The organism is Paenibacillus sp. Y280 (assembly GCF_056786335.1).
This window is the reverse complement of sequence record NZ_JBXCIW010000001.1, coordinates 406,836-425,893: the sequence shown is the minus strand read 5'-3', so window position 1 is coordinate 425,893 and position 19,058 is coordinate 406,836. Positions and strand designations below refer to the sequence as shown.

Here is a 19,058-nt window from a genome sequence, read left to right as displayed (position 1 = left end):
TGATGCTTAAGCGGCTGTCATTTCGCTTTTTGCCGCTTATGATTGCGGCATTTGCAACACTAGTATCCATTCATCCGGAGCGTGTTCTCGCGGATGTCCCTTATCATACCTACTATAAAGACAATTACAACCAGCTGTTTGAGATGCAAGCTGCTTACACGCCGACAGGGATTATCGGCAAAGAGCTGTTCATAGCTAATCCGGCTAATCCGAGCCAAGCCGTCTTCTCGCCGTTTAATCAGCCGCAGGATTTGTTTATCGATCATAAGGATCATATTTATATTGCAGATACGGGCAACAATCGCATTGTGCATTTAGATGCTAACGGCAAGCTGATCCGCATCATAGATTCTCCGGACAGTCCCCTTAATCGTCCGCAAGGTCTATACGTAGACCAGGACGGCGATATTTACATCGCGGATACAGGCAATCACAGGGTGGTTCGATTGAATGCCGACGGCAAGCTGCTCTTAGCGTTTGACAGACCGAAGTCGAAGCTTATCCCGGAGGAGTTCAAGTTTGACCCGATAAAGCTTGTCGTGGATAAAAGGGGCTTCTTGTATATAGCGACGCTGGGCGGATACCAAGGTCTGCTGCAGCTTGACCCGAAGGGTGAGTTTCAAAGCTTCTTCGGAGGCAATAAAACGAGCTATTCCCTTACGGATTCGATCAAACGTTTTTTTTATACACGCGAAATGTATGAACGGGAAATTAGCAAGCTGCCAGGATCGATTTCCAGCGCGGACAAGGACGATAGCGGTTTTATCTATACCGTAACGAAGGAAGTTCAAAAAGGCCAGTTGAAGAAGCTTAATATTGCCGGGCTTGATCAGCTTGCGGGCAAAGGTGAATTTTCGGATACGTTATCGGATGGCAGCTACGGGGAATATGTGTACCGAGGAGGGAGCACAGGCGGCCCGCAATTAAATGATTTGACCGTTGATAGCAATGGAAACATTACGGTCATTGATTCTAAGCTTAATATCGTCAGTCAATACGACGGGAACGGCAATCTGCTCTTCTTCTGGGGCGGAGTGCTCGGAGATACATCAACAAAGCTCGGTATTGTCAAAATGCCGACAGCGATCGAAACGAATGCTGCGGGTGATTTGTTTATTCTGGACAGTGAAAATAATATTGTGCAGACCTATCGCCTCTCGGAATTCGGAGCACTCGTTCATAAAGCGAATCAACTTACGCAGGATGGCCGATATGAGGAAAGCGAGCCGTTATGGCAGGAGGTCAATCGGCTGCATGCTTATTACGCTCCCGCGATTTTAGGACTGGCGAAGGCAGCCTATAAGAAGGGGGAGTACAAACGGGCGCAGCAGCTATTCAGACTGGCAGGCTCTGCACAGGGCTATTCCGATTCTTTTTGGCAAAATCGTCTGCTCTGGTTTCAATCCCATTTTGGTTTGTTTATGAACGTACTGATCGGCGCGGCCATTCTTTTCCTGGTGGCGCGATTTGGAGCAAGAAGGCTGGGCTGGCAGGTTCGCAAGAAGATAAGCAGCAGGGCTGCAAATCCGTTGATTGAACAGCTGAAGCATGTTTTTTATGTGATGAGGCACCCCATTGACGGCTTTCATGCTATTAGATACGAGCAAAAGGGCGGTCCCCTTAGCAGCTTCATTATACTCACACTTGCTCTTGCGTCCTACGCGGTCATGCAGGCGGGCACGAGCTTTATATTTAATCCTTCTATTATAGTAGAGCTTCAAATTATTACAGTTCTCATACAGTTCATTGTTATATGGCTTGGCTTTGTCATATGCAATTATTTGGTAAGCTCCTTAAATCAAGGAGAAGGCCGCTTTCGGGACGTCGTTTATGGAAGCGCGTATGCACTTTTTCCGTTCCTCCTAATTGGAGTGCCTTTAACCCTTTTATCTAATGTGCTGACGCTCAGTGAGCAATCGATATTTACGTTTCTTGAATATGGCTTGTACGGCTGGGTCGCTTTGCTTATATTTTGGAAGGTACAGGGTATTCAAAATTACAGCGTCGGGGAAACGATCATTAATTTGCTGCTGTCTGTTCTGACGATGCTTATATGCGCGGTTTTGTTATTTATCGTGTTCAGCTTAACGACGGAGCTTATTAACTTTATTTATTCGGTTTATCAGGAGGTGACGATCCGATGAAACGCAATACGATCGTTTTCCTATCGGCTTCGGGCATAATTGCGCTGCTGCTTATCGGATTGTTGGTGCTTCAGTCATATACACGGACGTCCATAGACTCGGAGGAGCAGGGAGGAGCTGTTGCTTCAATTGGTTCACCTGGTATTTCGGAAGGGGCGGTAAAAACTTCGCAGCCTGTAGAACCGGGTCTTCCGGTTGAAGAAGGCTTCAGCAAAGCATCAGAATCCGACCGTTTTGTACTGTGGGTAGATCAGAGAACCGCACATTTCAAGCTGGAGAGCAAACAGACAGGAAAGCTATGGCGCTCCTATCCGAATCCGGAATATTGGGAGTCAGAGACGACGAGCGGGACGTGGAAGAGCAGCTTGATGTCACCGATTATGCTTGAATATATAGATGCGTCCAACTCCAAATCACAGTCGAAGCTGACCAATTGGATGGAGGAGAAGGGCGTTCTCGAAAATTTTCAAACGGTGAAGGACGGTTTTCGGGTTACCTTCCACTTTGAACGTTCAAAATTTAAAATTCCAGTTGAGGTTAAACTCGAGGGCGATTATGTGGAAACGAAGGTCATTGACAGCGAGATTGAAGAAGGCGACCTTAGCTTATTGAATCTGAAGCTGTATCCATTGTTCGGCGCTGAGCCTTCGCGCGGCCAGGACGGTTACCTGCTGCTGCCTGATGGCGCGGGAGCATTGATAAGGTTCGATGAGAACCGTACAAATGACAAATCGACCTACCGCGAAAATGTGTACGGCGCTGACATCGCATTTTATAACGAGCAAACAAACCGACAGGAAATCAAAATGCCGATCTTCGGATTAAAGTCTGGTGAACAGTCATTTTTGGGTGTCATGACCGATGGAGAGGAATATGCGAAGCTGTTCGCCGCTCCTGCCGGAGCATTGGGACAATCCAACTGGATAACCCCGGAGTGGCAGTATAGGATCAAGTTTTTCCAAAGCACGAACAAGCAAGGAAATGAAGGCTTCTATACCTATAGTAAGAACCGATTCGAAGCGCCGTCACGGTCAACAAGGTATTATCCGCTTGAAGGAGATAAGACCGACTATACGGCGATGGCGGCGGTGTATCGAAACTATTTAGTAGAAGAAAACGGCTTGGAGCGGCTAAAAGCGTCAACTTCCGGCATTCCGCTTTATGTCGATATTATTGGCGCCGATTTGAAGCAAGGGTTGCTGTGGGATGACTACATTAAGGGGACGACAACCAAGCAGGCGGAGGTCATGGTGAAGGATCTCCGCGATGCAGGAATAGCCAATCTATCAGTCATATATGCCGGGTGGCAAAAATGGGGCTACAGTTCCTACGGAGGATTGTTCCCGGTGGATAAGCGGCTTGGCGGAAACGACGGGATGAAGTCCTTTATTAAAGCAGCGCACGAGCTCAATGCTTCCGTATATTTGACGGCCAATTACTCATTGAACAGCAGCGGACGCGGCGGCTTCTGGGCGCTTAATGACGGTCTGCGAAATTTGGCGGGCACGCTGCAGGAGCAGCATAACCGTATAAATGGCGATACCATCACGCTCACTAGCCCGCTTTTTGGCATTCAGGAGGCAAAGTCTGATTTAGACGATTATAAATCACTTGGCGCGGATGGCCTTCTCTTTACGGGCGGTATCGGCAGCGTATTGAATACTGACTTCAACAGCCGCCACCAAGCGAGCAGGGCCGAGGTATTATCGGGCCAGCAAGTACTGATTGAGCTTGTGAAAACGGAGCTTGGCGGCGCCGGCATAGAAAACGCCAGCTTCTATTCACTTGCTGGGGTTAACCATATCCATCGGATCGCAGATGATTATTCCTATGATATTTTCGTGGATGAAGCGGTCCCGTTTTCTCAAATCGTTTTGCATGGGCTCGTTACTTATTCTTCGGAGTGGGCGAATCTGAGTGATGAGTATAATACCGACTTCTTGCGCAGCATCGAGCTCGGCGCTTATCCCTCCTATGTATTCACCGCTGCTTCTTATGGGAAATTCAAGCAGGCATATTCCGTTTGGTACTACAGCATGAACTATCGGGATTGGAAGGAATCTGCCGCAGAGCAATATCAGCGAATGAATGAAGCACTTGGCGACGTCCAGGATCGCTTTATTATCGGTCATAGAACAATTGCTTCGGGCGTTAAAGAGACGGTTTATGAAGGCGGCAAAACGATCATCGTTAATTACAACGCAGAGCCGTACACAGACGGAAGCATTCGAGTTGAGGGGAAAAGCTTTATCTTGAAGACGGGAGGCGGGGCGCGATGACTAAAAAAAGAAATGTGAATTCGGCAGCGCTCCGCAAGCTGGAAGGCTCGTTGTTCATAGCGCCATGGGTAATCGGATTTCTGGCATTTGTTGCTTTTCCACTCGGTTATTCGCTTTATATGAGCTTTCATCAGGTGCGCATTACGATAACAGGGGTTAATACAACGCCGGTTGGCTTGCAGTACTACCGTGAAATTTTATTCGCGGACGGCGGATTGCTTTATGATGACCTGTTTCCTTTTTTGAGGGAAGCGCTCATTATGATACCGATTATTATCGTATTTTCACAGCTCGTTGCGATTATGCTTAACTTGAAGTTTTATGGCCGCACGTTGTTTCGGGTTATTTTTTTCCTGCCTGTTATTTTCTCATCGGGTCAAATTATTACCGAGTTCATTGCGCAGGGCGAAGGCGAGCTGTCGATCATCGAAGGCCTGCGTGTCGACACCTCTCTGGCAGATTATATTCCAGCTGCATGGGCCACTCCGATCGAGAATGTGATTGGTTCCTTTGTGCTTGTCCTTTGGTACTCCGGGGTTCAAATCTTAATTTTCCTTGCTGGACGCCAGACAATTTCGGGATCGGTCTATGAGGCTGCCCGTATTGACGGAGCTGGTCCTTGGAGCACATTTTGGAAAATTACGCTGCCAGGCCTCATCCCGTTTATTTTCTTAAACGTCATTTATACGATTGTCGATTTATTCACCTTCCCATCCAACCCGATTATCAGTAAGGTAACGACGGAGAACTACGGCGTGTCAAGCGCGTTAGCGTGGATTTACTTCATGATTGTACTTTTATTCATCGGGATAGCGATGTTGATTTTCAGCAGAGTAAATAAATCGTTGGCGATCAAGCGCTAACCGGAAAGAGGTGCCTCATGAGGAAAATAGCTCAAATCAGGTTGAAGCTCGTCGGAATAGAAGCAGACAAGGGCTTGTTCTTCCGACTATTTATGTACCTGCTGCTTATTGACGTAGCTTTCATTTATTTGAAGCCGGTATTCTACATGGTTGCGACGATGGTGAAAAATGCAGGCGATCTGCTTGATCCAGCCGTCATTTGGGTACCCAGAGCGATTTATGGCGGTCATTTGGCCGAAGCCTACAAGCTGTTGAATTATGCGGAGAGCTTCACAATCAGCCTCAGCGTCTCGGGATTGGTAGCTGTGCTTCAGGTTGTATCCTGCGCGGTGGCTGGCTATGCATTTGCCCGCTTGGATTTTCCTTTCAAGAAGCTTTTGTTTGCTGCGCTGCTGTTTACGTTCATTATGCCGCCGCAAGTCACGATACTGCCGTCTATCCTGCTGTTTAAGGATTTGGGCTGGATCAATACGTTTTTACCGATGGTCGTACCGGCGCTGTTCGGTCATGGCCTTAAGGGAGCGCTGTTCATTATTATTTTCCGCCAATTTTTTGCGGCCCTTCCGAAGGAAATGGAGGAAGCAGCGCGAATGGATGGAGCAGGGGCATTTCGTATTTTCTTCCGTGTCATGCTGCCGATTTCAAAGTCGGCCATCGTTGTTGTCTTTTTATTCTCATTCGTGTGGACTTGGAACGACGCTTATTATCCGTCTATGTACATGTTTGGCGCTGCGGATGTCCCCCTTTCAATCGGAATGGCGAAGCTGAATGCATCGCTCAGTATGGAGTCGGATCAGGGAGGATTACGCGTATTTATCGAACCGCTTAAGATGGCTGCATCATTTTTAATCATTTTGCCTCTGCTAATACTGTATACATTTACTCAAAGGTGGTTTGTCGAAGGCGTAGAACGAACTGGGCTGGTAGAATGAAAAAACGGACAGGAAGTGATCATCATTTGAAGTCACAACGATTATTAGCTGATTTTTTTAAGGCGACGTGGCACATTTATTTCTTTTCGATCTTGTTCCATTTCATTGCAAACAGCATTCATGTTCAATTTCCGAAGGTGCTCGGCGACTTTACGAACGAATTGCAGGCTGGGGAACTGTCCAAGGCCGCTGTCGTAAATTATAGCTGGCAGCTGCTCGGCATTGGGGCAGGCTTTGTCCTAATCGGCGGCGTCGCGCAATATTTGGTCATGTATGTCGGCCGGCTGTTTGAGTTTTTGACGCGGAAGAAGTTATTTAACCACTTTACTGGATTAAGTGAAAACTTCTATTCGAAGAATGGTGTCGGCAAGCTGCTAAGCTACTTTATGAATGACGTGACATCTGTTCGAGAATCGATCTCGATGGGTGTCAATCAGACGGCCGGCGCGACGATCCTGTTGGCAGCGACGGTCACGATGCTGCTGCTCAGTGACATTCCTATCTATTTAATTATTGCCTGCGTTGTTCCGCTTCTTATCATTCCAATCATCGTCGTTAAATTTGGACCAGTGATCCGTAAGCGTTCTTCGACGGTTCAGGAATCGCTCGGCAAGATGACGGAGTCCGCAGAGGAGCAGTTCGGCGGCATACGCGTGACAAAAAAATTCGCGGTGGAGTCGATTATGAATCACCGATTCGGCGAAACGGTTGATCGGATTCGTGACAATCAGCTGCATCTCGTGCGTGTATCCTCTTTCTTTCAAGCGCTCATTCCTTTTCTTGGCTCGCTGTCGCTTATTATCGCACTCACGCTTGGAGGATATTTGACGATTACGAAGCAGATTTCGCTTGGAAGCTTTGTTGCGCTGATGTTTTATATTCGGATGCTAATGAACCCTCTGCAGCAAATAGGCAACGTCATAAATACGATGCAGCGCTCACGCGCTTCATTAGAGAGGCTGAATGAATTGCTCAGCAAGAAGCCGGATATTGAACAATTAAAGGATGCGCTTGCTATCGATTTTCAGCATGTCGGCATACACATTCATAATCTGTCCTTTTCCTATGAGGATACCTCTAAGGAGGCGCTGCGCAATATCAATTTAGACATTAAGCCAGGAACAACGCTAGGCATCGTGGGCAGGACGGGCAGCGGCAAAACGACCTTAATGAAGCTGCTGCTGCGGACGTATGATCCCCCTTCCGGCACGATATGGTTTGATGAAACCGATATTCGCGATTTGACGCTGGAGAGCTTGCGCGGCCAGATCGCTTACGTACCGCAGGACGGCTTTTTATTCAGCACAACGATTAAAGAGAACATTGCCTTTTATCGGCGCGATGCAAATCTTGAGGAAGTGGAAGCGGCTGCTAAGCAAGCGCAAATTTATAATAATATTATTGATTTTCCAGATCGTTTCGAGACGAAGCTCGGCGAGAGGGGCGTAACATTGTCCGGCGGACAAAGGCAGCGTACCAGTCTGGCCCGAGGCATTATCAAGGAATCCCCAGTCATGATTCTCGATGACAGCGTAAGCGCCGTTGATTCAGTTACAGAGACGAATATTATTGAATCCATACGCGCGAGCAGAAAAGGGAAGACGACGATTTTGATTGCTCATCGAATTAGCGCATTGAAGCATGCGGATGAAATTATCGTGATGGACGAGGGGGAGATCGTACAGCGGGGCACGCACGAGCAATTGCTTGCACAGCAAGGTCTGTACGCCACACTCCACGCGATTCAGGAGGAGGGAAGCCAGCATGCCGCAGGCCATTAATAATTGGCAGATGGATCAGAAGACGGATCTTAACCAGCCAGCCGCCAAGCCTAAGTACATTTCAACCTTTCGAGTGTTAGCGAAGTATATCAAGCCGCATCGATTAGCATTAATCGGGGTGTTTTTCTGTACCATTATTGCGATTGCAGCGGAGCTGCTGCAGCCCTTTCTAGTCAAAATTGCGATTGACGACAATTTGATGGCAGGCAAAAATGATTACGGCGGCTTGCTCTTAATTGGCGCGGTATATTTATTGCTGTCGTTATTGAGCCTGCTGTTTACTTATGTTCAGAATAATTTGCTGCAATACGCCGGGCAAAGCATCGTTGCAAAAATTCGCAAGCAGCTGTTCGAGCATATTACGAAGCTGTCGATGTCCTATTTTGACAAGGTGCCTAGCGGCAGTCTTATCACTCATGTATCAAGCGATACGGAAGCTTTGAACCAATTTTTTAGTCAGGTGCTGCTCAGCTTAATGCGGGATGGAATGACGTTAATTTTTATAATTGTGCTGATGTTCCAATTGGATGTAACGCTGGCCTTGTATTGTATTATTTTGCTGCCGATTATTGCATTGATCGCAATGGGTTTTCGCTCTTATATGCGCAAAACGTATCAAATGGCTCGAACTCGCTTATCCCGCCTTGTTGCATTTGTAGCGGAAAATTTGTCTGGCATGAATTTGATTCAAGTGTTTCACCAAGAGAAGGAGCAGGGAAAGCAGTTCACCGAGCGCAATAATTCCTACTTTCAGGCCAATGTGCGGGAGATCCGTACTAACGTGCTGTTTAACCGATCGTTTGAAATTTTGAGCAATCTATCGATCGCTTTAGTGACATGGCTCGGCGGATTAGCTGTTCTTGATTCCGCGCTTGAATTCGGCGTACTGTATGCTTTCATTACGTACATTCGCCAGTTTTTCCAGCCGATCAACACGATTACCCAGCAATGGAATACGCTGCAATCGGCCTCGGTAGCGGTGAACAGGATATGGGGGATATTTTCGATCCAGCCCGATGTGTCGGATAAGCCGGCAACGAAGGACTTGCCGCTGGCAGACGTGGAGGGTCGAATTGATTTTAATGAGGTTTCCTTTGAATATACGGCAGGCAGCCCGATTATTCGCAATCTCGATCTTCATATTCAAGCCGGTGACATGATCGGAATAGTAGGTACGACCGGTGCGGGCAAAAGCTCGTTGATCAGCTTGTTATGCCGCTTTTACGATGTGCAGCAGGGCAGCGTCCAAATTGACGGCACCGATATTCGCGATATTCCGCAACAATCTCTTCATCGCATCGTAGGTTTAGTTCAACAGGAGCCGTATCTCTACTCAGGCTCTATTCTTGATAATGTGCGTCTGTTTGATGAGAGTATTTCGAGGGAGGCGGTTATCAGGGCCTGTGAATTTGTGGGCGCGGACACATTGATTCTGCAAATGAAGGACGGCTATGACACAAAGCTCTCTGAGCGTGGAAGCGGCTTATCAGCTGGTGAACGGCAGCTCATTTCATTCGCCAGAATTATCGTTTTTGAGCCGAAAATATTAATTTTGGACGAAGCGACAGCCAATCTGGACTCTCATACGGAAACGCTTATTCAATCGGCGCTTCAGCGCGTTTCGGTTGGAAGGACGACTCTCGTCATTGCGCACAGGCTGTCAACGATTATGCAAGCCGACCGAATTTTGGTCATGAATAAGGGCGAGATTGTGGAGTCCGGCACACATGCCGAGCTGCTTAAGCGCGGGGGTTATTATGATGAGATGTATCGCCACTCGCAAGGGAGCAAGGAGACTGAGCTGGGCAAATTAGGTTGAAGCAGCCGCTCCCACCAGCATTCTCGACAAACAAAAGCGTTAATTGAGAGATGAAGAGAAAAATTTTTATTAAAGGAGGCAGGACGGATGAGTCTCGTAGTTAATAATATTACCGAATTGATAGGAAGCACGCCTTTGGTTCGTTTAAATAAGGTGGTGCCGGATGGAAGCGCGGAAATTTATTTGAAGCTGGAGTTTTTTAATCCAGGCAGCAGCGTAAAGGATCGCATTGCGATCAGCATTATCGAAGAGGCGGAGCATGAAGGAAAGCTGAAGCCGGGCGATACGATAATTGAGGCGACGAGCGGCAATACGGGGATTGGCATCGCTTTGGTTGCGGCGGCTAGAGGCTACAAGGCGATTCTAGTTATGCCGGAAACGATGAGCTTGGAACGCCGCAATCTGCTGCGGGCATACGGCGCGGAATTAGTGCTTACGCCAGGTCAAGAAGGCATGAAGGGAGCTATTCGGATAGCGCAGGAGCTGTCGGCGAAGCATCCTGACTATTTTCCGGCGCTGCAATTCGACAATCCGGCTAATGTGAAAATCCACCGCGAAACGACCGGCCCGGAAATTGTAAAAGCGATTGAATCGCTGGACGGCAATTTGGACGGTTTCGTAGCTGGCGTCGGAACAGGCGGTACGATTACAGGCGCGGGCGAGGTGCTGCGCGAGCGCTTTCCGAACATTCATATTGCAGCCGTTGAGCCAACTTCGTCGCCAGTTCTTTCTGGCGGAGCTCCCGGTTTGCACAAAATTCAAGGCATCGGAGCAGGCTTCGTTCAATCGATCCTGGACACTCACATTTATAATGAAATCATTCAGGTTAGCAATGAGGATGCCTTTGAAACGGCAAGAAGGGTAGCGAAGGAGGAAGGGATTCTCGGAGGCATTTCTTCCGGAGCTGCTGTCTTCGCAGCGATTCAATTGGCGCAGAGGCTGGGCGCGGGCAAGCGCGTTGTCGCTGTTATTCCAAGCAACGGCGAGCGTTACTTGTCAACGGTGCTGTATCAGCAGGAGCAGCAGCTATAGTAGCATAAGCAGATCTAAACGGGCAGCGCTGGCTAAGAACGGCGGCTGTCCGTTTTTGCATGCATCCAAATGTAAGCTTGCCTAATCGACGATGAACCTATTAAAATTAGTGGGGCAAACGATAGAGGGACGACTCGGCCATTTACCCAAACTATATAATAGAAGGAAGCAGATGCAGTAATGAATATTTTTGTTCATATATTGATAACGAATGTACTTCCGATGGTCATTATGATAGGCCTTGGCATAATCATTCAGCGTGCGTTTAAGCTGGATATTAAGACGTTGTCGAAGCTGAATTTTTATTTATTTTCGCCGGCGATTATGTTCGACCTGCTATACAAAACCGATATTTCCGTTCAAGTGATCGGCAAAATCTTATTTTTCTTCGTCGTATTTATGGTCGTACAGTATGTGATCGTAGAGGTCGTTATCCGCTTGAGAGGGTATAAACCGAGCATGAAGAGCGCTATGCGCAACAGTGTTCTATTCTATAACAGCGCCAATTACGGCATACCGCTTAATCAGCTTGCTTTTGCCGGGAACGAGAAGACGCTTGCCATTCAGGTGCTGATTATGATGACGCAATCATTTGTGCCCAATACCTACGGGATCTATAGCGTCAACGCGCATAAAGCCGATATGCGTGCGATATGGCGGACCATTATTTCCATGCCGATCATTTACGTCATCCCGCTTGCTTTTCTATTGAGAGGTTTCCATGTCGCGATCCCGCTGCCTATTGCTGCGCCGCTAGGCTATTTGGCTGATGCGTTTATCGGTACGGCGCTCATTACGCTCGGCGTTCAGCTTGGCAATATGGAGTGGAAAATCAAACGTTCCCTCCTTATTGATGTAAGTTTGTCGGGCATGCTGAGGCTTATTGCCGGCCCTTTGCTCGCGTGGCTGATCGTATGGCTGATGGGACTCGATAAGCTGACGGCAGCAGCCTTAATCGTATCGTCAGCTGTACCGACTTCCCTCAGCAGCGTCCTGCTGGCGGTGGAGTTTGACAATGAAGCGGAATTTGCCTCGCAGTCCGTGTTTGTTTCTACTATTTTAAGCATTATAACTGTAACGGCCGTTATCTTTTTCCTAAATATTGACATATAAGTTCCCGTAAAGCCTATTAATCCTGAAGCAGGGATTGAAGGCTTTTTTATTATTATTTTAGTAGTAATAGATTTGCTTGTACATCATGCTAGATGGGTTTAAAATGGAAAATGATACAAATGAAAACGTTTTATTGGAGACGGGGGTTTTCTTCTAGATGCAGCCGATACCGCAGGATATGATTTATGCAAGCGCTTTAAAAAGAACATTCGGACGGGGAAGCAGCGCAGTTACTGTGCTGAAGGGTGTTGATTTATCAATCCCATCCGGCAAGCTGATTGCGTTCAAAGGAAGATCCGGATCGGGCAAAACAACGCTTATTAACCTGTTAAGCGCGCTGGACCGTCCGACGGAAGGACAAATTACGTTTGCAGGACGTGACTTGACCGCGATGTCGAATCAAGAGAGAGATATGGTGCGCCGCAAGGAAATGGGACTTATTTTTCAATCCTTCGCGCTCATCCCTCTTATGTCAGCCTATGAGAATGTAGAGTTTATATTGCGGGTTGCCGGCTTGGCAGCGAACGGCCGCAAGGAGGCAGCTGTCCAGGCATTGGAGCAGGTTGGATTGAAGGGGCGCATGCATCATCGGCCGTTCGAGCTGTCGGGCGGGGTAGAGGCGATGTGCTCGTTCAACTGAATGTAAATAATTTAGACATTCAATTGAAGGAACAGGAGCTGGCGGTTGCAAAGGCTAAGCTGTCGTTCAAGCAAGCCAAATTAGGCGGAGACAGCGATGCGCTTAATATTGCCAATTTGCAAATGGAAATTGAGAACTTAAAGCTGGAGCGGCTGATGAAAACCTTCAATAGCAAGCAGCTGGTTGCCGGCATGGACGGTCAGGTCACTTTCGTCGAGGATTTAGAGGAAGGCGATATTGTCGAGGCCTATCAGACGCTTGTCATTATTTCTGATCCATCGAAGCTGCGCGTGGCGCTTCGGGTCGAAGCGGGCGCGGAAATTAGCAGCGTAGACGTCGGCTAACCGGCTTTGGTTAAGTTCGGCTCGCAGGAGCTGCAGGGCAAAGTGGTGCAGACGCCATCCTCCGCTCCAACAACATTGAATGAACAGCTCCAAGACCGTTACTCCAAAACCTTGTTTATCGAAGTGCCGAAAGTGCCGAGCGACGCGTCGATAGGGGCTTTCGCAGATGTGAAAATCATTCTGCAGCAGCGTGATGATATATTGAAGATTCCGCGCAGCGGCGTTCGCAGCTTCCTTGGCCGAACGTTCGTAAGAACACTGGAGGAAGGCAATAAAATTCGTGAGATCGATGTGGAGACTGGTATTAAAGGCTCGACTGAAATTGAAATCACGAAAGGCTTGGAAGAAGGCGCGATCGTCGTACTGCAATAACATATTTCCACCAGAGTGGTATCAGTCGTTTACGCTTGGGAGGTTTTCGAGTGGCTTTGTTCGTCATGATTATTCGCAAAATGGTGCAAAACATGTGGTTGGTCGCGAGCTTGTTTATTGGATTAGTTATGTCTGTCGCCTTGGTAAGCAGCATGCCTATTTACTCGGAAGCGGTATTATCGCGAATGCTGGTCAAGGATTTGGAGACGATGCAAACCAAGAAGAGCGTCTATCCGGGCAATCAATACAATAAATTGTTTTATACCAAAGAAACGCCTGAGCAAATGAATAAGATTTATACGAAAGTGAATCGATACATACATGAGCAAGCAGCGGCTGGCTTCCAAATTCCGGTGCAGGAGCTGGTCGTCGATTTTCAATCCAAGTCGATGAAGATTAGGCCGAAAAACGACCCGGAGCCGAATGCAAAAAAATCGGTAAAAACAATGGCGCTCCGCTCCTTCTCAGATCTTGAGAACCATATTAAGCTGACGGACGGCAGAATGCCTGCGGAACAGCAGCCGGTAGACGGCGTCTATGAGGTGCTTGTTACAGAGCGGGGATTTATACAGTTCAAAACAGTGCTCGATTCTGAATTTTTTTGTGGACGACAGTAAAATTGCCGGGGAAATAAAGTTTAAACCGGTAGGCGTATTTGAGAAAAAACAGGATGACGACCCCTATTTTAGGGATACGGACCTTAGCGAGCTTAGCGGCAGCTTTGTCATTAGCGTGGCATAAAATGTTTTTGGATGTCATTGCGCTGGCGCTCGCTATTTACGGCTTGTATACGTTTAGAAAGCGGCTTGCTGATTTGCAAAGCTTGGGACTGAATGCTGATGATCTAAACATCGATCCGCTGCAATTCGTTATTCCGGCTTTGTTTATTATGGGGGCGGGCTTGCTGCTGCGATTGTATCCATGGGTGCTTAGACTCATATACTGGATCGGCAAAAAATGGTGGCCGCCTTCCGTATATGCGACGTTGATACAGGTCGGCCGCTCCAGCTCGCAATACCAATTTTTGATGATTTTCCTTATCATGACGATAGCGACAGGCGTATTCAGCGCCTCGGCCGCAAGAACGATCAACAATAATACGGAAGACCGGATCAAATATGGCAACGGTGCGGAGGTCGTGCTGACAGCTTGGCGTCGAGCAGTTGCTCACATCCGGGGTTGCCGTTCTTATCGGAATCGGCGTTGGCAATGCTGCGAGCCTCCTGTATGTGCCAAACTTTCAAATCGCCTTTAATCCGAGCAGCCTCGTACCGCCGTTTAAGGTGATGTTCGATTCGTCGGATTTAATGCGCATCTATATACTTGTCGGCTTCATGCTGCTCTTCGGTCTTGGCATACTGGCCTATATGCTGTCCCGTCTGCGCATCCATCAAGCGATCAAGCTAGGGGAGGATTGACGGATGATTCATTGCGAAGGGCTGGTCAAAATATACAAAACAGCCGACCTAGAGGTATTCGCCCTGCAAGGCCTCGATCTTCATATTGAAAACGGCGAGCTTATGGCGATCATCGGCAACAGCGGCAGCGGCAAGTAGACGCTGCTTAATATGCTCGGGGGCTTAGACCGTCCTACGGCCGGCAAGCTGACGGTTGACGGCAGAGACATGCTGAAGTTCAAGGAACGTGACTTTGTGCGTTACAAACGCGAGAGCGTAGGCTTCGTCTGGCAAAATAATGCGAGAAACCTTATTCCGTATTTGACGGCGCTCGAAAATGTAGAGCTTCCGATATTGCTGACAGGCAGCCGCAAGCGTTGGCGGGCGAAGGAGCTGCTTGATGCTGTCGGGCTTAGCCACCGCGCATCGAACAAGCTGTATGAGCTGTCCGGAGGCGAGCAGCAAAGGGTCGCGATTGCCATTGCGCTTGCGAATCATCCGAAGCTGCTGCTTGCGGATGAGCCGACAGGATCTGTAGATTCGCGTATGGCGAATCAGATATTGGATTTGTTCCGCGAACTGAACCGGACGATTGGCATTACGGTTGTTATCGTTACGCATGATCCTGAGCTTGCGAAGAAGGTAGACCGCGTAGCCGCTATCCGCGACGGCAAGATTTCATCCGAGATGCTGCGCAGGCGGTCCTATGCGGAGGAGCTTGCCGAGCTTGATCAAGCAGAGGACGAAGAAGGCACGCATGTCGAGTATGCCGTGCTTGATAAAGCCGGCCGTCTGCAGGTGCCGGCAAACTATTTGGAATCGATTGGCGTCAAAAACTCCAATAAGCTCCGCGTGGAGCTAGGGGAAGGCCGTATCGTGCTGCTCCCTCCAGAGGAGAAATCAGAGTAACCAAACCAGGCTGTGCCAGGTCATTGATGACTTTTGGCGCAGCCTTTTTGCCATCAGGGATTATAGAAAAAATGGAAACATTGCTTTATAGTTTAAATAATAGGCGGTATGGAGTTATGGAGATGAGATAAAGCTTATTGAAAATACGGGAGGGCGGTATAAAATGAGATTGTTTCATGTAAGCGAGGAAAATGATATTTCTATTTTTAAACCTAGAATACCTGCGAGAAAGGATTTTGATCAGGAGAAAGGGTTAGTTTGGGCGATAAATGAAAAATGCTTGCCTAACTTCCTTACGCCGCGAAACTGTCCGAGAGTGACCTATCATTGCAATGAAACGACGACCGAAGAAGATAAAAGAGATTTTTTATCCTCAAGTTCCTCCAGCCATGTTGTGGCAATCGAGCATAAATGGTTTGAAATAATGAGAGGCACTAAACTATATTTGTATGAATTCGATACTTCCGGTTTTTATCTTAATGATCGTTGCGCTGGGTATTACGTAAGTGAGAAATGTCAGATTCCGGTCAATACGATTGTCATTCATGATTTATTTGGAGAACTAATTAGTAGAAATATTGAAGTGCGGCTAATTGATAATCTGTGGGACTTATGCGAAAAAATCCAAAATACAACCTTTGACTGGTCCATGTGCAGAATGGGCTTCGCTGAGCGAAAACCCGGATAATATGCGTCACCTAGAACGAGAGAATGCGATTGGTTTTGAAAGGATGCATCATCCTAATTTCGCTGCCGCGCTTGTGGTTGAGGCTGAATTGAAACCACAGGAAGCAAGATTAACGGGAAAAACTCCATCTATATTGAGGGATTTGTGGAAAAATTTCGTATTAGATGGATTTTCTCCTGTTATATTTTTGTTTTTTGACCCAAATTGAGATAAAATGCTCCGATTAACGGGAGGTTTTCCAGCTAAATGCTCAAACTGCCCTCTGTTCGGAAAAAATAGATGGAGCTTTTCCTGTTCATACTATTCAACTGCTCTTTAACGAAATAAAACAGCTATGTTCGGATTAATTCTATTATGTTCGGATTAATTCCATGACAGGAAACAGCTGGATTATATATGAGAATGCGATCGGCCGTATACCGGAAAGGGAGCTCCTCATAAAGTTGAGTGAACTACAATTAAAATACTGGGAATACACGGTAATTAGTGGTAATATGGGATTGTAAAAGTGAAACTGTATCCATAACAAATACACGGGAGGAATCCAAATGTCTACTGCGAAGAACGAAGTAGCGGTTGAAGCGTTGTTTAAGCCTTTTAAATCAAAGAAGCTAGAGGTTGCTAATCGAATAGTGATGGCGCCGATGACTAGAGGATATTCCCCGAACGGAGTTCCTGGAGAGGACGTAGCCGCCTATTATCGCCGCCGTGCGGAGAACGGGGTCGGACTTATCGTTACCGAAGGGACGCTTATAAATCATCCCGCAGCTGGGGCTAGTCCTAACGTGCCTAACTTTCACGGCGAGGAAGCATTAAATCAATGGTCTAACGTCGTAAACGCGGTACATGAGGCCGGAGGCAAAATCGTTCCGCAACTGTGGCATATCGGGTTAACGCGCAAAATCGGCGATCTGCCTAATCCGGAAGCATTGCCGATCGGGCCCTCTGGGCTGAATCTTTCCGGTGAGAAAATAACGGAGCCGCTGACTGAAAATGAAATCGCGGATGTTATTGCAGCATACGCGCAGGCTGCGGCAGACGCAGCTAGAATCGGGTTTGACGGTATCGAGCTTCACGGCGCACATGGTTATTTAATCGATCAGTTTTTCTGGGACAAAACGAATACGCGCACCGATCGCTATGGCGGAGATATCGCTGCGAGAACTCGTTTTGCGGTTGAGGTTGTAGAGGCATGCCGACGGGCTGTTGGGGATGATTTTCCAATCATACTCCGATTCTCGCAATGGAAAGCTGGCAATTATACGGCAAGGCTGACGGAGACGCCGGAGCAGCTTTCGCAATTTTTGACGCCGCTCGCAGACGCGGGAGTCGATGTTTTTCATAGCTCGACACGGCGTTATTGGGAGCCGGAGTTTGAAGGATCCGAATTGAATTTGGCAGGGTGGACGAAGAAGCTGACAGGAAAACCGACGATAACGGTAGGCTCTGTCGGTCTCGACAATGAATTTAGAAGCAGCCGTGGAGATGCTGCGCAGCCTGCTTCACTTGCAGGCTTGATCGAGAGGCTGGAAAATGAGGAGTTTGATCTGGTCGCAGTAGGCAGGGCGCTGCTGGCTGATCCCGAATGGGCAGCCAAAATTCGCGATCATCGCACGAATGAGCTGCTTGACTATGATACGAATGCTCTGCAAAAACTGTATTAATAGCTGCTTTATTACTGTAATAAGAAGAGGAGAAGGGAGCGCAGTTGCTCCCTTCTCCTCTTCTCCTATATAGTCTATCAATCCTTGCAGACTTCGGCATTTGCTGATCTCGTCCTCGGTGTCCTCAGCATTCCCCCCACTCATCCCAAGAGCCTTCATACGACCATATTTCAGAATCATTCGGCAGTTTGATTTGCTAAGTCTCATCACCTTTACCGGTTACTTCATCCCGCTGAGTGCGATTCCGCGAATGATTTGCTTTTGAAAGATAAGAAAGAGAATAATTAGCGGCGCGATGGAAATCGTCGTCCCTGCCATAATCAGTATCCAATTGCTCGTATCCTTCAGCTCGCTGGAGAAATAGACGATTCCGACAGGCAACGTAAACTTCGACTCCGTTTGCAGCACGATAAGCGGCCAAATAAACTGGTTCCAGCTGCCGATAAAAGTAAGAATGATCAACGTTACGATAGCCGGCTTCACTATCGGAATAGCGATATGCAGCAGAATACGCCATTCGTTCAATCCGTCGATTCGCGCTGCATCCAGCAAGTCCGAGGGAATGGAGTCCATAAATTGCCGCATTAGAAAGATGCCGAATGCCGTAATAATGCCGGGAAACAGCACACCCCAATATGTATCGGACCATCCCAAATCGTTTGCAATCAAATACCAAGGAATAATAAGCATTTCCGTTGGCACCATTAAAGTGCTGATAATGAGCAAGAAGATAAGCTGCTTGCCCGCAAACGAAAATTTGGCGAGTACGTAGCCTGCCGCCGTATCAAAGATCAGAACGGTGCTTGTAGCGATGAGGGAAATAAGCAGCGTATTTTTGATCCAAGCGCCAAAGGGAGCCTTTTCGAAAATAGCGATATAGTTGCCGAACGTAATCGTCTCAGGAATGAGACGCAAATTGTAAACATCCTGCGGAAGCTTAAAGGAGGTGGCGACCATCCATAAAAACGGAAACAGCATCGTTAAGGCGCCAGCCGCAAGCAGCAGGTAGATGATGAAGGTGCTCACCCTCGCTGCGGGCGACTTGCCGCGCAATCTGTATACCTTTAATGAACTCACGTAT

17 protein-coding genes and 1 pseudogene are annotated in these 19,058 nt (G+C 47.7%); 17 read left to right on the top strand and 1 reads right to left on the bottom strand.

What is annotated here, in order from left to right:
* Nucleotides 1–2: 2 nt before the first annotated feature.
* From AC1TPC_RS01925 to AC1TPC_RS01845, 17 genes and pseudogenes are all read left to right on the top strand, one after another.
* Complete coding sequence (locus AC1TPC_RS01925; protein WP_482065180.1) at nucleotides 3–2,144, top strand: YIP1 family protein; 2,142 nt, start codon at nucleotides 3–5, stop codon at nucleotides 2,142–2,144.
* Nucleotides 2,141–4,423: a DUF5696 domain-containing protein gene (locus AC1TPC_RS01920; RefSeq protein ID WP_482065179.1), complete on the top strand. Its 2,283-nt coding sequence runs from the start codon at nucleotides 2,141–2,143 to the stop codon at nucleotides 4,421–4,423. The genes AC1TPC_RS01925 and AC1TPC_RS01920 overlap by 4 nt, the downstream gene beginning before the upstream one ends.
* Nucleotides 4,420–5,286 carry a carbohydrate ABC transporter permease gene (locus AC1TPC_RS01915; protein ID WP_482065178.1) on the top strand — a complete coding sequence of 289 codons (867 nt, stop codon included), beginning with the start codon at nucleotides 4,420–4,422 and terminating at the stop codon, nucleotides 5,284–5,286. Before AC1TPC_RS01920 ends, AC1TPC_RS01915 begins: the two co-directional genes overlap by 4 nt.
* A 17-nt stretch (nucleotides 5,287–5,303) precedes the next feature.
* Complete coding sequence (locus tag AC1TPC_RS01910; RefSeq protein ID WP_482065177.1) at nucleotides 5,304–6,218, top strand: carbohydrate ABC transporter permease; 915 nt, start codon at nucleotides 5,304–5,306, stop codon at nucleotides 6,216–6,218.
* Between the two features lie 26 nt (nucleotides 6,219–6,244).
* Complete coding sequence (locus AC1TPC_RS01905) at nucleotides 6,245–7,999, top strand: ABC transporter ATP-binding protein (protein ID WP_482065176.1); 1,755 nt, start codon at nucleotides 6,245–6,247, stop codon at nucleotides 7,997–7,999.
* The gene (locus AC1TPC_RS01900) at nucleotides 7,983–9,818 is read left to right on the top strand and encodes an ABC transporter ATP-binding protein (protein WP_482065175.1); all 1,836 of its coding nucleotides are present in this window, start codon (nucleotides 7,983–7,985) and stop codon (nucleotides 9,816–9,818) included. The genes AC1TPC_RS01905 and AC1TPC_RS01900 overlap by 17 nt, the downstream gene beginning before the upstream one ends.
* Before the next feature lie 87 nt (nucleotides 9,819–9,905).
* On the top strand, nucleotides 9,906–10,850 hold the full coding sequence (gene cysK, locus AC1TPC_RS01895) for a cysteine synthase A (protein ID WP_482065174.1): 945 nt from the start codon (nucleotides 9,906–9,908) through the stop codon (nucleotides 10,848–10,850).
* Nucleotides 10,851–11,030: 180 nt separating this feature from the next.
* Nucleotides 11,031–11,963 carry an AEC family transporter gene (locus AC1TPC_RS01890; RefSeq protein WP_482065173.1) on the top strand — a complete coding sequence of 311 codons (933 nt, stop codon included), beginning with the start codon at nucleotides 11,031–11,033 and terminating at the stop codon, nucleotides 11,961–11,963.
* A 157-nt stretch (nucleotides 11,964–12,120) separates the two neighbouring features.
* Nucleotides 12,121–12,603: an ABC transporter ATP-binding protein gene (locus AC1TPC_RS01885; RefSeq protein WP_482065172.1), complete on the top strand. Its 483-nt coding sequence runs from the start codon at nucleotides 12,121–12,123 to the stop codon at nucleotides 12,601–12,603.
* Nucleotides 12,588–12,947: a hypothetical protein gene (locus AC1TPC_RS01880; RefSeq protein WP_482065171.1), complete on the top strand. Its 360-nt coding sequence runs from the start codon at nucleotides 12,588–12,590 to the stop codon at nucleotides 12,945–12,947. The genes AC1TPC_RS01885 and AC1TPC_RS01880 overlap by 16 nt, the downstream gene beginning before the upstream one ends.
* Nucleotides 12,948–12,953: 6 nt before the next feature.
* Nucleotides 12,954–13,319, top strand: a complete 366-nt coding sequence (locus AC1TPC_RS01875; RefSeq protein WP_482065170.1) for a permuted SH3 domain-containing protein — start codon at nucleotides 12,954–12,956, stop codon at nucleotides 13,317–13,319.
* A 50-nt stretch (nucleotides 13,320–13,369) separates the two neighbouring features.
* Nucleotides 13,370–13,936: a hypothetical protein gene (locus AC1TPC_RS01870; protein WP_482065169.1), complete on the top strand. Its 567-nt coding sequence runs from the start codon at nucleotides 13,370–13,372 to the stop codon at nucleotides 13,934–13,936.
* Nucleotides 13,937–13,989: 53 nt separating this feature from the next.
* On the top strand, nucleotides 13,990–14,574 hold the full coding sequence (locus tag AC1TPC_RS01865) for a hypothetical protein (RefSeq protein ID WP_482065168.1): 585 nt from the start codon (nucleotides 13,990–13,992) through the stop codon (nucleotides 14,572–14,574).
* Nucleotides 14,549–14,737, top strand: coding sequence for a hypothetical protein (locus AC1TPC_RS01860; protein WP_482065167.1), 189 nt, complete (start codon nucleotides 14,549–14,551; stop codon nucleotides 14,735–14,737). The genes AC1TPC_RS01865 and AC1TPC_RS01860 overlap by 26 nt, the downstream gene beginning before the upstream one ends.
* Nucleotides 14,738–14,740: 3 nt before the next feature.
* Nucleotides 14,741–15,625: pseudogene (locus AC1TPC_RS01855) on the top strand (ABC transporter ATP-binding protein).
* A 163-nt stretch (nucleotides 15,626–15,788) separates the two neighbouring features.
* The gene (locus tag AC1TPC_RS01850; protein ID WP_482065166.1) at nucleotides 15,789–16,313 is read left to right on the top strand and encodes a DUF6886 family protein; all 525 of its coding nucleotides are present in this window, start codon (nucleotides 15,789–15,791) and stop codon (nucleotides 16,311–16,313) included.
* A 548-nt stretch (nucleotides 16,314–16,861) separates the two neighbouring features.
* On the top strand, nucleotides 16,862–17,977 hold the full coding sequence (locus AC1TPC_RS01845; protein WP_482065165.1) for an NADH:flavin oxidoreductase: 1,116 nt from the start codon (nucleotides 16,862–16,864) through the stop codon (nucleotides 17,975–17,977).
* A 219-nt stretch (nucleotides 17,978–18,196) separates the two neighbouring features.
* Here the strand turns inward: AC1TPC_RS01845 and AC1TPC_RS01840 are convergent, their stop codons facing one another.
* Nucleotides 18,197–19,054, bottom strand: coding sequence for a carbohydrate ABC transporter permease (locus tag AC1TPC_RS01840; RefSeq protein WP_482065164.1), 858 nt, complete (start codon nucleotides 19,052–19,054; stop codon nucleotides 18,197–18,199).
* Nucleotides 19,055–19,058 lie beyond the last annotated feature (4 nt).